General features: G+C 68.2%; 13 protein-coding genes. 4 read left to right on the top strand and 9 right to left on the bottom strand.

Going from position 1 to position 14,639, the window contains the following annotated elements; genetic code table 11:
• Positions 1 to 12: 12 nt before the first annotated feature.
• The 3 genes from GXW78_RS02765 to GXW78_RS28570 form a co-directional block, all read right to left on the bottom strand.
• A complete protein-coding gene (locus GXW78_RS02765; protein ID WP_211865882.1) occupies positions 13 to 1,068 on the bottom strand; it encodes a FecCD family ABC transporter permease in 1,056 nt (351 codons plus the stop codon).
• Complete coding sequence (locus tag GXW78_RS02760) at positions 1,056 to 2,180, bottom strand: ABC transporter substrate-binding protein (RefSeq protein ID WP_211865880.1); 1,125 nt, start codon at positions 2,178 to 2,180, stop codon at positions 1,056 to 1,058. Before GXW78_RS02760 ends, GXW78_RS02765 begins: the two co-directional genes overlap by 13 nt.
• Before the next feature lie 127 nt (positions 2,181 to 2,307).
• A complete protein-coding gene (locus GXW78_RS28570) occupies positions 2,308 to 2,730 on the bottom strand; it encodes a DUF2946 family protein (protein ID WP_408904164.1) in 423 nt (140 codons plus the stop codon).
• Between the two features lie 270 nt (positions 2,731 to 3,000).
• Between GXW78_RS28570 and GXW78_RS02755 the strand changes: the two genes are divergently transcribed.
• The 4 genes from GXW78_RS02755 (at position 3,001) to GXW78_RS02740 (ending at position 8,519) form a co-directional block, all read left to right on the top strand.
• On the top strand, positions 3,001 to 3,987 hold the full coding sequence (locus GXW78_RS02755; RefSeq protein ID WP_211865878.1) for a class I SAM-dependent methyltransferase: 987 nt from the start codon (positions 3,001 to 3,003) through the stop codon (positions 3,985 to 3,987).
• A gap of 79 nt (positions 3,988 to 4,066) precedes the next feature.
• Positions 4,067 to 5,872: an FkbM family methyltransferase gene (locus tag GXW78_RS02750; protein ID WP_211865876.1), complete on the top strand. Its 1,806-nt coding sequence runs from the start codon at positions 4,067 to 4,069 to the stop codon at positions 5,870 to 5,872.
• Positions 5,869 to 7,509: a hypothetical protein gene (locus GXW78_RS02745; protein ID WP_211865874.1), complete on the top strand. Its 1,641-nt coding sequence runs from the start codon at positions 5,869 to 5,871 to the stop codon at positions 7,507 to 7,509. Before GXW78_RS02750 ends, GXW78_RS02745 begins: the two co-directional genes overlap by 4 nt.
• A 2-nt stretch (positions 7,510 to 7,511) precedes the next feature.
• Complete coding sequence (locus GXW78_RS02740) at positions 7,512 to 8,519, top strand: hypothetical protein (protein WP_211865872.1); 1,008 nt, start codon at positions 7,512 to 7,514, stop codon at positions 8,517 to 8,519.
• A gap of 23 nt (positions 8,520 to 8,542) precedes the next feature.
• Here the strand turns inward: GXW78_RS02740 and GXW78_RS02735 are convergent, their stop codons facing one another.
• The 6 genes from GXW78_RS02735 to GXW78_RS02710 form a co-directional block, all read right to left on the bottom strand.
• The gene (locus tag GXW78_RS02735) at positions 8,543 to 9,709 is read right to left on the bottom strand and encodes an acyltransferase family protein (protein WP_211865870.1); all 1,167 of its coding nucleotides are present in this window, start codon (positions 9,707 to 9,709) and stop codon (positions 8,543 to 8,545) included.
• 4 nt (positions 9,710 to 9,713) lie between these two features.
• On the bottom strand, positions 9,714 to 10,523 hold the full coding sequence (locus tag GXW78_RS02730; RefSeq protein WP_211865868.1) for a class I SAM-dependent methyltransferase: 810 nt from the start codon (positions 10,521 to 10,523) through the stop codon (positions 9,714 to 9,716).
• A 424-nt stretch (positions 10,524 to 10,947) separates the two neighbouring features.
• Positions 10,948 to 11,250 (bottom strand): hypothetical protein, encoded by a 303-nt coding sequence (locus GXW78_RS02725; protein WP_211865866.1) that lies wholly within the window; start codon positions 11,248 to 11,250, stop codon positions 10,948 to 10,950.
• Between the two features lie 257 nt (positions 11,251 to 11,507).
• Entirely contained in the window at positions 11,508 to 11,975 is a 468-nt protein-coding gene (locus GXW78_RS02720; RefSeq protein WP_211865863.1) for a PAS domain-containing protein, read from the bottom strand.
• Positions 11,972 to 12,661 carry a 5-formyltetrahydrofolate cyclo-ligase gene (locus GXW78_RS02715; protein ID WP_211865861.1) on the bottom strand — a complete coding sequence of 230 codons (690 nt, stop codon included), beginning with the start codon at positions 12,659 to 12,661 and terminating at the stop codon, positions 11,972 to 11,974. The genes GXW78_RS02720 and GXW78_RS02715 overlap by 4 nt, the downstream gene beginning before the upstream one ends.
• A gap of 120 nt (positions 12,662 to 12,781) precedes the next feature.
• On the bottom strand, positions 12,782 to 14,639 hold a 1,858-nt coding region (locus GXW78_RS02710; RefSeq protein WP_211865859.1), incomplete at its 5' end, for a CHAT domain-containing protein.

The following is a 14,639-nucleotide window of genomic DNA, read 5'->3' as shown; positions in this document are numbered from 1 at the left end:
ACGTCATCCCCCTCACCAATGGGACCGGCGGGAAATGATGATCAGCCAGGCGAAGAACGGCACGCCGATCAGCGCCGTGACGATGCCGATAGGAAACAGCGCACCCGGCGAGATGGTCTTGCTCGCGACCGAGGCGACCGACAGCAGCGCCGCCCCGGTCAGCGCCGCGCCTGGCAGCATGAGGCGCTGATCCTCACCGATCAGCATGCGCGCAACATGCGGCGCCACCAGCCCAACGAAGCCGATGGTGCCGACAAAGGCAACCGCGACGCCCGTCGCGACCGAGACGAAGACAAAGCCGCGAAAGCGCACCCCCCGCACGCCGATCCCGAGGGCGGCGGCACGATCGTCCCCGAAGCGCAGCGCCGTCAGGGACCAGGCGTCACGCATCAGCATCGGTACCGCCACGACCAGGACCGCTGCGACGATGCCGAGCTTCGACCATGTCGCGCGCTGCAGGCTGCCGAACAGCCAGAAGACGATCTGCTGCAACGCCTCCGGCGAGGCGAGGAACTGCAATGTCGCCAGCGCTGCCTGGAACAGGAACATCAGCGCGATGCCGGCGAGCACGAGCGTCTCCGGCGTCGCGCCGCGCAGCCCGCCCAGAAGCCAGACGGCCGCACAGGCCAGCGCTGCAAACAGGAAGGCCGAGAGCGGGATGGCCTGCGCCTCGGGCAGCGGCAGCGCCGTGCCGACCACGATCACCAATGCCGCACCGAACCCGGCACCGGCCGACACGCCGAGCGTGTAGCTCGACGCCAGCGGGTTGTTCAGGATGGTCTGCATGACCGCCCCTGTCAGCCCCAGCGCGGCGCCGACCAGCACCGCCATCAGCGCGACCGGCAGGCGGATCGACCATACGATGGCGTTGACCATCGGGTCGTCGCCGAGACCGAGAACCGATCTGGCCACGACGGCCGGCGGCAGCATGGCGGGGCCGGTCGCCGCATCGAGCACGACGCAAACGGCAAGGAATGCGACGCCGCCTGCGAGCATCGCTGCCCTGCGGGCGGCGAGGCGGCGCCAGCCATCGCGGGCGGCAGCCCCGGCCGCGCTCAGCGCCGCCATGGGAGCATCCAGGTGCCGGAGAAGGAAACGGGCAGGAAGCGCGCATGGTAGTCGGCCAGCGACGCGACCGGGTCATCGGCCTCGAAGGCGCCGGGGTAGAAGCGCTTGGCCATGTAGAGCAGTGCGGTGTCATCGAACAGCGTGCGGGCGAGGCCGTGTTCCAGCGCATGGAGCTCGCCGGCGCGAATGGCGCTCAGACCAGGCCAGCCCGGCCGCTGCGCATAGGGTGCGAGGTTTGCTCGCGTCGACTCCGGGGCGACGTCGTAGCCGGTGCGGACGGCCTTCGGCCGGTTCACCCAGGAGGAAGCGCCGATGAAGATGAATTGCGGATCGAAGCCCAGCACCGCCTCGGCCGCGATCGGGCCATAGCCGCCCTGGATGCGCCCGGCCGCCGCGTTCTGTGCGCCGAGAAGCTCGAAGAAGCGCCCCCACATGTTGTTCGGCGGATAGGAGTTGCCGATCACCTCCGCCCCGCCCTGGCCGAGCTCGACATAGGCACGCGGCCTCGATGGTCCGGCCGCCCGCGCGGCCCTGTCGCGGATGCTTTCGACGTTGCGGCGGTAGCGGTCGATCAGTGCGTCGGTACGCGGCACCGTCCCCATCGCCAGGCCGATTGCGCGCGTCGAGGCCATGTGCGCGTCGAGAGTCTGGGCGTTGTAGTCGAAGACGAGCACGGGGATGCCGGCAGCGGCGATCTGGTCATGCGCTGTCCGGGCCGCGCGCCACAGCCAGGCCGGGACCATCAGCAGGTCGGGGCGCAGGCTGATCACCTTCTCGGCGGAGAAGGTGCCCTCATCGGTGTTGCCGATGTCGGGCAGCGTCGCGAGGTTCGGGATCAGCGGCAGGTACTTCGAGAAGATCGCGGGACGCCAGCCTTCCCACACCACGCGATTCATGCCGACCAGGCGCTGCCAGCCCTCGACGCCGGCGATGGCTGTGAACTCCTCGTAGTTGAAGGCCATGATGGCGCGGCGGGCGACTGCGGCGAGCGGCACCTCGCGGCCGACGGCATCGATGATGCGTGGTGCCTGGGCCAAGGCGGGAAGCGGCAGTACCGCAAGGGCGCTGCACAGCGCGCTGCGGCGCGTGGATGACGGAACACGACGTTCCATGACGGAACACTCCTGAGGGTGCGGTGGCAGGAGCGGGCGCGGCACGATGCCGGACGCGTTGCGGCCGTCGTCGTGCGCTCCGCACAGGCCGCATGGCCGCGTCATCGTGACGCGGGCGACCTGGACCTCAGGCGTAGGGTGGGGGACCTCGTGGCGCGTAGGGCGGCGCGCGACCCGGCGGGGGCAGGCTTGCCGCGGCAGCGGTATGCCAGGCAAGGCCGACGGGCTGAGGGCTGGGCTCCGACAGGAGCAACGGTTCGGGCAATGTTGCGCGCGCGGTATCGGCGCAAACGAAACAGGCGGCGCCGTCCGTCCCGGGCTGTTCCCGCCCATCTGCATCCAGTTGGACGACACGCATGCCGTCCGGCGAGCAGATGACTGCCGTGAAGCCATCTGCCGAGCGCGCCATGGCAAGGCAATGCAGCGGCGCCAGCACGACCTGCAGAAGCAGGAGGAGGCTGAGGAAAGGCCCGACGGCGTGAAGCGCTCGTTTCACGGTCGCTTTGTCTAATGGCCGCCGGGATAGGTCGCAAGTATCACCGTCGAGCATGGTGATCCGGACGATCGCGCGAAGCGGATCGCGACGAAGCTCCGAGTACGGCAGATACAGGAGCGCTGCCGTCAGACCCTGTTCTTATGCCAGGCTCGCCTGCTGCCAACCCGACACGGCGGTCCGGGCGGGGCCGCAGGCCTGCGCATCGTGGGCGGCCCTCGGCCGATCTTCGTTCCCTGGCGGGTAAGGCCAGCCAGCACACTTTTCGCTGGTTGCATTCCTGTCTAGCATGCACAACCGGCGCCAATAGCGAGGATATCAGGACGGTTGCTGGACGTTCAGGCCAAATTCGCGGTGCCTCTGGTGGATCTCGGCGCACGCGACCGGCGGTATGCAGGGATCTACACGCCGGAACCGGAACTGGATGCCGCCCGCGAAGGGATCACTGCCCAGTTTCTGGAGGACTCAGCCGCCTATCACGAGCGCTACGCCGCATCCGCGCATTGGCAAACGATGTTCGAGCGAGTCTTCGCGCATGTCGGTATGCCGAGGCGCGTCGATCCCGACATCCTGGACATCGGCACCGGCTCCGGCGTCAATACGGTTGTGCCGCTGTTGGCGCTACTGCCGCACGCCCGGATCGTCGGCACCGATCTTTCGCCGCAGCTTCTGGCGATGCTCCGGGGATACGTGCTGACCCACGACCTCGCCGACCGCGTGGCCTGCATCTGCACCGACGCTACCCGCGACTTCTTCCGGCCTGAGAGTGTCGACTTCGCGACCGGCGGCTCGATCCTCCATCACCTGATCGACCCGATCCGGGCGCTGAAGGCTGTGCGCCGCACCCTCCGGCCCGGCGGAATGGCCGTGTTCTTCGAGCCTTTCGAGGGGTACGGCGTGATCCGCGCGGCCTTCACGCTGATCCTCAACCGCTCCGCGGCGGGTGAGCCCGGCCTCGCGCCCTCAACCGCGGCGTTTCTGCGCGCGATGGTGCGGGACCATGAAGTCCGCGCGGGGCGCGACAAGAGCGATCCGCTGTATCTGCATCTCGACGACAAGTGGCTCTTTACCCGGACCTATATTGCAGAGGCCGCGAAGGAGGCCGGGTTCCGCTCTGTCGAGGTCATTCCGATGTATGCGCCCGCCGGACAATATCGACAGGGCGTGGCCAACCTTCTCGCGATGGGCGGGCCGTATGAAGGCCCGGCCCTCCCTGGATGGGCCTGGGACATCGTCGATACCTTCGACGCCTGCTTCTCGGACGATATGAAGGGGGAAGCGACGCTGGAAAGCGGCATCGCCTTCCTCACCTGAGGCTGGACCTCTCCTTGCTGTCGCAAACCCCTCTCCGCACCCTCGCTGCTGCCTTCGGACGCCCGGAATCGGACCCAAAATGAGTCTAAGCCGCAACCGCGCAACCGTCCTGCCGACCCCCATCCACCCCGACTCCGGGGATCACGGATTACCGACCCTCATCGAGACCCGTTACGGCTTCCTCGATGTCCCGCGTCCCGAAGGCGATTTGATCGGCCGCTTCCTGGCCGAGACCGGCGAGTGGGCGTTGGACGAGGCGCGCTTCGTCGCCAGCCTGCTCACTGACGGCGCCCGCGTGCTGGACGGCGGCGCCTTCCTGGGGACCTTCGGCCTGGGCCTCGCACAGTTCCGCAAGCTGGACCTGCTGTGCTGCGTGGAGGCCAATCCGCGCATCCTCCCGCTCCTCGAAGCCAATCTGCGCCGCAACGCGACGGGACCATCCGTCGCCCTCGGCGCGCTCCTCGGCGTCCGTGATGGGGAGGAGCGTCTCGGCCATGGTGAGCCCAGCAACCTCGGCGCCACCTCCTTCGCCGAGGGTGCCGTCGGTGACCGCGTCGTCACGTTACAGAAGCCCGGCATCACCCTGCGGACCCTGCGCGCCCGTCACGGCGATTTCGACCTGGTGAAGCTGGATATCGAAGGGATGGAGCGCGAGGTGCTCGAGGCCGACGCCTCCCATCTCGCCCGCGGTTCGACCACTCTCTGGATCGAGTGCAACGAAGGCCCCGCCGCCCCCGCCATTGCAGAGCTCCTACTCTCCTGGGGTCTGGATGTCTGGTACTTCGCCTTCCCGTCGCACAACCCCGACAACTTCCGCGGGCGCCGTGAGCCGCTCTTCCGCTGGGCTTACGAAGCCGGGCTTCTGGCTGCTCCACGTCGGACGCCGGTGTTGGATTCCACGCTGGCCTCGCATCGCTGCATTCTGCGCCCGATCGGTTCGCTGGATGATCTGGCCGAGGCGATGTGGCGGACGCCCCGATGGCTTCCGCCCGAACTCGACGACGCCGATGAACTGACGCTCGCGGGCGTCGCAAGTCATGCCCTTCAGGGTCTCTCACGCGAAGACTTCCTGAGCCGCGATCGCACCGTGGGCAGAGGGCGGCAGGCTGACCCGTCAGAACCTGCAGCACAGGATCTCGCGGAATCGCGTCTCGCCGAGCTGGAAGCCATGAAGCAGCTCCGAGAGCGGACGCAGGAGGCCCTGGAGCACGCCCAAGGCCTCGTCGCCTCCCAAAGCACGGAGATCGCCACGCTGCGGCAGGAGACGCAGGCGCTAGCGGAATCGAGCCTCGCGGAACTGAGCGCCGCGGGACAGCTCCAGGAACGGACGCAAAAGGCCCTGCAGGAGACGAAGGAACTCGCTGAATCGCGCCGTGCCGAACTGGAAGCCGTGAAGCGCCTCCGGGAGCAGACGCAGAATGGGCTGGAGCAGGCGCAGGACATCGCCATCTCTCATCTCGCGGAGCTCGACCACGAGCGCCGTATGCGTCGGGCTGCTGAGGCCCGCCTCGCTCAGGCCAGCGCCGTGGCGCTCGACCGGCTCGCCGAAGTGGGGGCACTGGCAGAGCAGATCGCCGAAGCCGAACGGCTCTGCGCCGCGGCCGAAGCCACGCGCCTGGCTACGGAGGCAGGCCTCGCCCAGGCGCAGGCCCTCGCGCTCGACCGGCTCGCCGAAGTGGAGACGATGCAGGAGCAGATCGCCGAAGCCGAGCGGATCCGCCTCGCGGCCCACGACCTCGAGGACCGGCTTCGCGCCATCCAACTGACCCCCGCCTGGCGAGCCGCCAACCGCGTCCATCGCTTCATCAGCCGGCATGGACGTCTCCACCGGGTGCTGCGCAGCCTTCGTGCTGCCATCGGCACCGCCCTGGGTCGCAGGCAGTGAGCGAACCGGACGAGTTTGCGCTTCGCTCCATCGCGCCGCACTTCGATCGCTTCCACTATCTCGCGGCGAACCCGGATGTGGGTGCGGCCGGCGTAGATCCCATGGCGCACTTTCTTCACCAGGGCTGGCGCGAGGGGCGTGACCCGAGCGCGGACTTTGACGTGCGCTATTATTTGCGCGCCAATCCGGACGTCGCGGCGTGCGGCATCAATCCTTTCCTGCACTATGTGCTCGCCGGCCGGAGCGAGGGCCGCCTGCCGCGCCGCCCGCAGCATGCGGAGCGTGGCATAATCGAGCGGGCGCGCACGCCGGCCGAGCGGGCACGCGAGTGGCAGAACGCGAATGTCGGCCTGCCCGCCCTGGATCGAGCCGCGCTCGGCCTCGCCCTCGATGCCGATCTGCCCAATGCGCCCTGTCTCGTGGTCTCGATCAGCCACGACGACTACACGTGTCACTGGGGCGGCGTGCAGAACCTGATTCGTGAGGAAGCAGGTTCCTTCGCGGCGATGAACGCAATCTACCTCCATCTGTCGCCGGTGCAGCCGCTGCCGATGCTCGCGCCACGCGGCAATCCCGAGGAGTTGCTTTTCCGGCTGCGGCTCCAGGGGCGGCAACTCGGCCAGATGCGGACCGCGGACCTCGCCGCCGCGCTCGCATCGGCGGCACGCGCGACCGGAACGCCGCTCCTGCTGGTCGTGCATCATTTGCTCGGAAGTGCGACGGAAGCGCTTTCGCTCCTCGCCACAACCTCCGGCTTTCCTCCGATCGTATGGACGCACGACTACTTTACGGTCTGCCCGAGCGTGCAGCTGTTGCGCAACGACGTGCGTTTCTGCGGTGCTCCACCCGTCGGCTCGACCGCTTGCGAGGTCTGCATCTATGGCGAAGAGAGAGCCGCCTCGCGTGAACGTATCCAATCCTTCTTTCAGGCTCACCGCCCCTTTGTCATCGCGCCGTCGGAGACGGCGGCACGGGTCTGGCGCAGGGCTGGCCTGCCGCACCGTTCCCTCGATATTCAGCCGCTGGTCCGCCTCGCCCTGCATGAGGCCACGCCGCGCAACACGACGGGACGGCCAATTCGCATCGCGCATCTCGGGGCGCGGTATCACGCCAAGGGATGGCCAGTCTTTGAGCAGCTGGCGCGGCGGTTTCGCAACGACCCGCGCTATGCCTTCTTCCAGCTTGGCATGGCGACGCTGAGCGGCTCGGTGTCCGACGGCATCCGGCCGATCCCCGTGAAGGTAACCGCGGATGCGCCCGATGCGATGATCGAGGCGGTCGCGCGGCACGGCATCGACGTCGTGGTCAATTGGGCTTCCTGGCCCGAAACCTTCTGCTACGCCGCGCTGGAGGCCCTGGCCGGAGGCGCCTTTCTCCTGACTCGAGCCGATACCGGGAATGTCGCAGCGGCTGCCGAGGCGCACCCTGCCTCGGCGCGCGTGATCCCCACGGAGGAGGCGTTGCACGCCTTGCTGGAGGGCGAGGGCCTCGCTGCCGCGCTGGCGGCGGCGCCACCGCAGCGAGGAAGCCTGCTTCCCCAGGGCGGCACCGCGGCTTGGCTAATCCGGAGCACGGAGGGACGCGCGGTTTCACGCGCAGTGCTGCGACAGCAGATCCAGGCTCTGGAGGCAGCCTGAGCATGTCCGAGGTCCATTGCTTCACGAGCGCCTCCTTCGCTTATCTCGACCGGGTGCGGGTCCTGGCCGAGACGTTGCGGCGCCATCAGCCGGGATGGCGGCTCTGGCTCTGCCTGGTCGACCAGGAGCCGCACGGCTTCACCTTCGATCCGAAGCAGGAGGGACTCGCTGGGGTGGTGCGCGTCTCAGAGCTCGGACTGCCCGACCTCCGACGGCAGCTCTTCACCCATGACGTGGTCGAGATGTGCACCGCCGTAAAGGGCGCGATGCTGGAACGGCTGCTCCAGGAAGGACGGGAGAAGGTCGTCTATCTCGACCCCGACATCGCGGTGCTCGGAAGCCTCGCTGGAGTGGAGCGCCTGCTCGATGAGCATGACGTCCTGCTCACGCCGCACCAGGTCGAGCCCGACGACGAACCCGGCGCAATCCGGGACAATGAGATGGGATCCCTCAAATACGGGATCTACAATCTCGGCTTCCTCGCCGTGTCGGGCCGTCCCGGCGGCCGCCGTTTTGCCCGTTGGTGGCGGCAGCGGCTTCAGGACCATTGCTACGACGACGTGCCGAACGGAATCTTCACCGACCAACGCTGGTGCGACCTGGCACCAGCCCTCTTCGCTGGCGTACATGTTCTGCGGGACCCCGGCTACAACGTCGCGAGCTGGAACCTGAGCCGGCGTCCCATCTCGATCGGGGTGGACGGCACGATCCGCGCGGCGGGAAGCGAGCTGCGATTCTTCCACTTCACCAAGGTCGGATGGGTCGGGGAGGTCATGCTCGAACGTTATGCCAGCGGAGGAATCGAGGTTTTCGAACTGCTGGAATGGTATCGGCGCCGGCTTGCGGCGCACCGCGTGCCGGGGCTGCCGGAGACATGGTGGGCCTTCGCGAACTTCGCCGACGGCACGCCGATCTCGCGAGCCCAACGACGTCTGTACCGGGATCGGCCCGATCTGCAGCATTCCTTCCCCGATCCCTTCGCCGCCGGCACCGACGCCTTCCCGACCTAAGGGACCGCACGACGAAGCCTCGGTCAGGTCGTCGCCGGTTCCAGTGGTCGAGCCCTGACCTGCCACCGGCGGCCCAATGCCGCCATCGGCTTCTCGAGAACATGCCAGCTCATCGCGGCCAGACCCATGGTGACGGAAAGTGTGAGCAGGCATGTGAACAGAGGCGAAAGCCCGCGATCCTTCAGCAGGAGCAGTACGGGCAAATGCCACAGGTACAGGCCGTAGCTTATGGTGCCCAAGTAGCGAAGCGGTGTCGTTGCCCGGATCATCCACGGCGCACGGATGAGACAGGCGACCAGGACCAGACCGCCGAAGCTCGCCGCTATGAGCGTCTTGTGGAAGACGAAGGCCATCTCCTGCGAGGGCCAGACATTCAAGCCGGGAAAGACGAACGCATATCCGAGCGCCAGTGCCATCGCACTGCATGCGGGGAAGAAAAGAGGCGAGGCGGCGATCTTGCGGAAGGCGGAAAGTCGCAGAAGTAGCGCAAGGGCGATCCCGGCCGCGAAGACGTCCAGCCGGCCCGGCAGCTGCACAGAGAGCGTGAAGAGCTTGAAGAAGTAGAGCGGGTCGGCCTGATCGGTGACGGTGTGGAAGGCATGCCAGCGCCAGCCCCATGCGATCACGACGAAGGCCAGCAGGACCGGCCACCCGCCCGACCTGATCAACAAGGGCAGGATGAGCGCCACGAGCAGATAGAACTGCATCTCGATGGCGATCGTCCAATTCACGCCGTTGATAGAAGAAAACCAGTACAAATCGAACGTGTGGAACATAAACAGGTGGGAGACGATATGCATCGCTCCTCCCGGCGCCGATAGCAGATCACGGTGTACCAGGAACAGCGCAGCGACCAGCGTGAGCAGGTAAAGCGGATAGATTCGTGCAAGACGCCGGACGGAAAACGTCGCGAGGAATCGCAGGTAGCCTTCTTGCGCCAGCAGCGGGATCGCACTGTGCACGATGGCGAAGCCGCTGATCACGAAGAACAGATCCACGCCCAGATCGCCCGCACGGAACCACGATAAGGGGCCGGTCGTCGGAAAAGCGGTCCAGTTGGTGTGGTGTATGACATGCAGAACGATAACGGAGACGGCCGCGAAGCCGCGCAGGACATCGACAAGCGGATAGTAGGCCGAGACGGCTTCACCGCTGCGGCTGCCCTTACCGGGGGCCTCCTGGGATCGCACGCGTCTAAGCCGGACGGCGGGTGGCGAAGATGTTCACCGCGGGAAGTCCGGAGTAGCCATCGTCGATCATGCGCAGGACACGGTAACCGAGACCTTCGAGCACGGCCAAAAGGTCCGGGCGCGAGAGCCAATTGGCGTAGGCGCGAACCCCCCCGGCGAATTTCCGGTCCTGAACCAGCTCTGCGTCATAGTAACGGCGGTGGCAGGTGATGGCGCGGCCGAAGATGTGCACGGTCTCGTCGTCCTGCGGAACAAAGAGGCGGGTTTCGTATTCATGCGCCCGGATGGCCTCCTCATCGTGGACGAAGGTCCAGAGGAACAGATCCGGCGAAACCTCACCGCAGCGTCGCAGGAAGGCGACGGGGTCGGTCAGGTGGTACAGGACGCCCGAGGCGTAGATCAGGTCGGGCGCTTCGATATCCGCATGGAGGTATTTGAGGAAATCCCCGAGGAGGAATTTTGCCTTCAGGCCGAAAACATTCTTCAGGATGAGGCAGCGCTGGAACGCGTCTACATTGCTTTCGATGGACAGGATGTTCGACGCGCCGTGGAACTCCAGCCCCGCGGTGTTGTAGCCGTCGCTCGGCCCCAACTCGAGAACGCGGTAGTCGCTATCTGCGAAATTCGGAAAGAACATGGAGCAGAAAAGCGGCCTTCCATCCGAAGCGATGCTTTCTCGGATTTCAGCTTCGCTCTTCGTCTCGTAGGAGAACTTCCAACCGCCACGCTGCAGCGCAATCGCATTGGCGTCCCGGGGAAGGTCCAGGACATAGCGGTCTGGGAACTTGTCCGAAATGACATCGTAGCCTGACAACTGCATCCCCCGCCGCATCGCGCCCTGCCATCGTATCTCAGTCGACCCGCGGTGCCCATGACAGCAGCCTTCGTATCCATGCGAAACGCGTTACTGGATGGCTGGCCGTGCCGATGCGAAGTCGGTGACGGTGTGGATGCGGCCAATCTCCGCGAGGAGGCTGTTCCAGGTGGAGCCGCAGGCGTCTGGGTGCCGAACAGCCGTCCTACAGGTGGCCGTTTCCCAAGTACTGCCAATACTTTCTCGACGGCGTGGAAGTCGGGCGCGCAGGACGGCAGTGGATCGGGCTCTCCTTCGTTGGGGACAGGCGTCATGCATGACCACGATGACCGCCGCCGAGGCCGCGCCCCGGACCCCCAAGCAGACCTTCAGGTCAGAGTGGCCAGCCAGTCTCGCGGTCAGCACCGAGACAGGGGTGCGGTCCCTATGCCAGCACGCGCCGCGCTGCGCGGCGGAGGAGCCAGCCGGATGGACCGCGCCCCTCCATGATCGCCCGTTGAAGGGCTCGCAACTCACCCTCGGCCCTGTTCCGGGCGAGCGACGCATCGAATGCCTGACCGCGCGCGATCTGTGCAGCCTCCAACAGGGATTCAATCTTTCGCGCCGAGTAGACGTCGGTGCCCTTCTCCTCGATCTCGCGCAGTCTCGCTTGCGCTTCGGCCAGCTCTCGCCTCAGGCGCGCGATCTCGGCGTCATTCTCACCCGTCAGGACAGCGGGCACGTCCATCAACTTCAGCTTGCGCGCACTTCCGGCGCCATGCTGAGGACGCGAACGCCGCTTCCTGCCCGCCTTGCATGTGGCTCTGCTCATCAGCGCCTCCCGATTCGAGGACTCAGCACCACGCTGAATCTCTGAGCACCGGGTGGCCAGTACCTTCTTCGTGAGCGGCGCCGCACACCGCGGCCACCCGCCGCGGCGGCCACACTGGCGCGCAACATCCGCCCCGCGCCCGCTCGCCTGGTCGTGCAGCGGCCGGGTCGGCATCACCCGCCCGGCTGGCCGGCTCCGGCAGCCGGCGGAGCGCCTCCAGACGCCGCCAGGCGGCGTCGTAGCGAGCGGAGCTCCTCGAAGCGCGCGGTCACGTCGCGCAGGATCGCGGCCATGGCCGTCGTGGCGCCGTTCGCGTCATGGACCGGCGCGATGGTGAACTCGACCGAGATGCGCCGCCCATCACGATGCAGCGCCGGCACCGCAAGCAGTTCGCCCTCGCCGAAGCGGGAGTGCCCGCCCGCCATCACCCTGTCGAATCCGACCCAATGCCGCGCCCGCTGCGGCTCCGGGATGATGATGTCGAGGGACTGGCCCACTGCCTCCTCGGCGGTGAAGCCGAAGATGCGCTCTGCGCCCGGGCTCCAAAACCGGATCACGCCATCGCCGGCGCACATCACGATCGCATCGGCTGTCGAGGCGAGAAGCGCCTCGCAGACGGCGCTGCGGTCCTCGGGGGTCATGCGATTGCCTCCCTCACGCCATGCTCGGTCACGATGAGGTCCATCGGGATGTCGTGCGGCTGCGGATGAATGGATGGCAGGCGCAGGCTCTCGAAGCCGATGCCGATGGCGCGCGGCCGCTGCGGCATCGCCGCCAGGGTGCGGTCGTAGTACCCCCCGCCATGGCCGAGCCGGTAGCCACGCGCATCGAAGCCGACCAGCGGCACCAGCAGCATGTCGGGGCTCACGGGGCGCCCCTCTGCCGGCACCGGGATGTCCCAGATGCCTTTCATCATGCGGACGCCCGGCCACCAGGGCCGGAACAGCATCGGCTGCGCTCGCTCCACCACCACCGGCAGCGCCAGACGGGCGCCTGCCTGGTGCAGGGCGCGCACCAGCGGTCGCGGGTCATACTCCCCCTTGAACGGCCAGTAGAAGCCAATGTGGCGGCCTGCGAGATCCGGCAGCGCCGCGCGCAGGTGCCCGGTGATGAGGAGGTCCCGGGCCCGCCGCTCGGCCAGCGGCACGGCGGCGCGGCAGGCGATCAGCCGCCGGCGCTCGGCCCGGCGCCAGGCGCGCACTTCCTCCCACCCGACCGGGCCGATGCAGTACGGATCGAGTTCATGCATGAAGCAGGGCGGAGAAGCGCAGAGGATCCCCACATTCGGGTCCTCCTCCGGCGGGGCGATGGGCGTTCGGCCGGGCATGATGCAGCTCCTTCCGGGCGTGAGCAGCCTGCGCCGCTGCACGATCGCACGAAACTGCCCTGCCCTATGAGCAGGAGTTGCCGCTACCGCTCAGGCCACGCCGGCCGGTCGCGCAGCGCGTTAGCGCGCCGCCTCGACCTGCGCGGCACGTCCCGATGGCCCCGGCCCCACCAGTGCAAAGGCGCCCCACAGCGCCGGATGCCCACCACCCGGCACATTCCGCGCCAGGTCGAGCTGCGCGCCCCTTAACGCTTCTGCCATGCCCTGGCCCTGCTGCAGGTTGCGCAGGGAATACGCGATGATGCGCGTGGCAGCGGCGTCATTCAGGTACCAATGCGTGACCATCAGCGACCGCGCCCCCGCATAGAAGATCGACCGCGCCAGGCTCGACAGGCTCTCGCCCGCACTGCCGCCGCCGGAATTGCAGGCCGACAGCACCACGACATCCGCATCCAGTTCGAGGTCGAGAACGATGCCCGCGGTCAGCAGCGCATTCGCCGCATTCGGCGCACCCGGCGACGGGGATGCGATGATCGTCGCTTCCTGCAGGCACGACAGCTCCCCGGGCATCAGCCCATGCGTCGCGAAATGCAGCACGCGGAAATCCCGCAGCGCGGTGCGCCGCACCGCATCGGCGGTGAAGGCGGACCCGGTCCGGATATCGCGCGCCGATGCCCGCATGAGCTGCCCGGATGCCTGAAGCTCCAGCCCCGCCGTCGCCAGCGGCGGCAGGCTAGCGAGCAGCCGCCCGCATTGCGCCGAGGCCGGGAAGGTCCGCAGCGCCTGGGCGAGCGGCACCGGCGTCGGCGCCCCGAAGCCGAACCACGGCTGGGACGCGCGGGACGGTCCCGCCCGCCGCAGGGCGACGAAGCTGGAGGGCGCCGGGACGTGAGCGATCGGCATGCGCGCCAGCAGGAAGGACACGTTCTCATACCCGGTCGGCGCGGGCGGCGGCGCATCCACCAGCACGCCGAAGGGCACCGATAGCAACTGCCCCGAGGGCACCACCACCAGCCGCCGCGCCTCGCCGACCGGCCCCGCCACGCCGGCGAACAGCGCGCGGTAGATCTCGTGTGCCGTGCCGGCGGCGAAGGGCTTCTCGCCATTGCCGTCCTCCAGCGTGGCACGCAGCTGCTCGACCAGCGCATCCATCTGCGTGCCGGTCACGCCGATCCGCCCGGCGCCGATCCGCCCGTCGCGCAGCACAAAGGTCCAGCCATGGCCTTCCGGCGGCAGGAAGATCGAGGTCAGCGCCTCCCCGGGCTCCAGCCGCTCGAACACCTCATTGGCCGAGGAAACGGATTGCAGCAGCTGCGCGAAGCCCGGCGCCGCGCTCTGCGCCGCCTGGTCGGCGTCCGTCAGGGCGTCCTGCGCCTCGGCGATGCGGCCGTCGATCTCCTGCACCGAGGGGCCGCCCCCGCGCCCGGCCGCGGCCGAGGCCTCGTCACGGGCCTGATACAGCCCGGCCAGCCGGCGCCCGGCCTCGTCGCGCTGGCGGATCGCCTCGGCCGCGGCGGGGTTGCGCGCGCTCTCGCTCAGCCGCGCCGCGGCGCGGGCGATCTGCGTCGTCGTCACGCTGCCCTGGGCCAGCTGCGCGGCCTCGAATGCCTCCGCAAGCAGCGCCTGGCCATCGCCGCCGGCGCTGCGCGCGAAGGCATCGACGCAGGGCGCCATGGCACGGGCACTGGTGCCTTCGCGCAGGTCCCGCAGCACGCTCACCGCCCGCCGGCAGGGGTCGAGGACCGATCCCGCGCTGGCGCCTGCATCCGTCGCCGCTGCCGCCTGCAGCAGCAGCGTGTCGGCATAGGGTCGCGACCGCGGCACCCCCCGCGCGAAGCGCGCCGCGGACCGCGCGAAATAGCCGCTGGCCTGGCCGGGCGAACCGGCGCTGTCGGCAACCGCGCCGCTGGTCCGCGCCACGCGCGCGGCCACCACATCCGCACTCGGCAGGCCGGGCGCAACCGCCGCGAGCTGCGCC

Source organism: Neoroseomonas terrae, from assembly GCF_018129025.1.
GTDB lineage: Bacteria > Pseudomonadota > Alphaproteobacteria > Acetobacterales > Acetobacteraceae > Neoroseomonas > Neoroseomonas terrae.
Note: the sequence above shows the minus strand (reverse complement) of the source record. Positions and strands in the feature narration are given on the sequence as shown.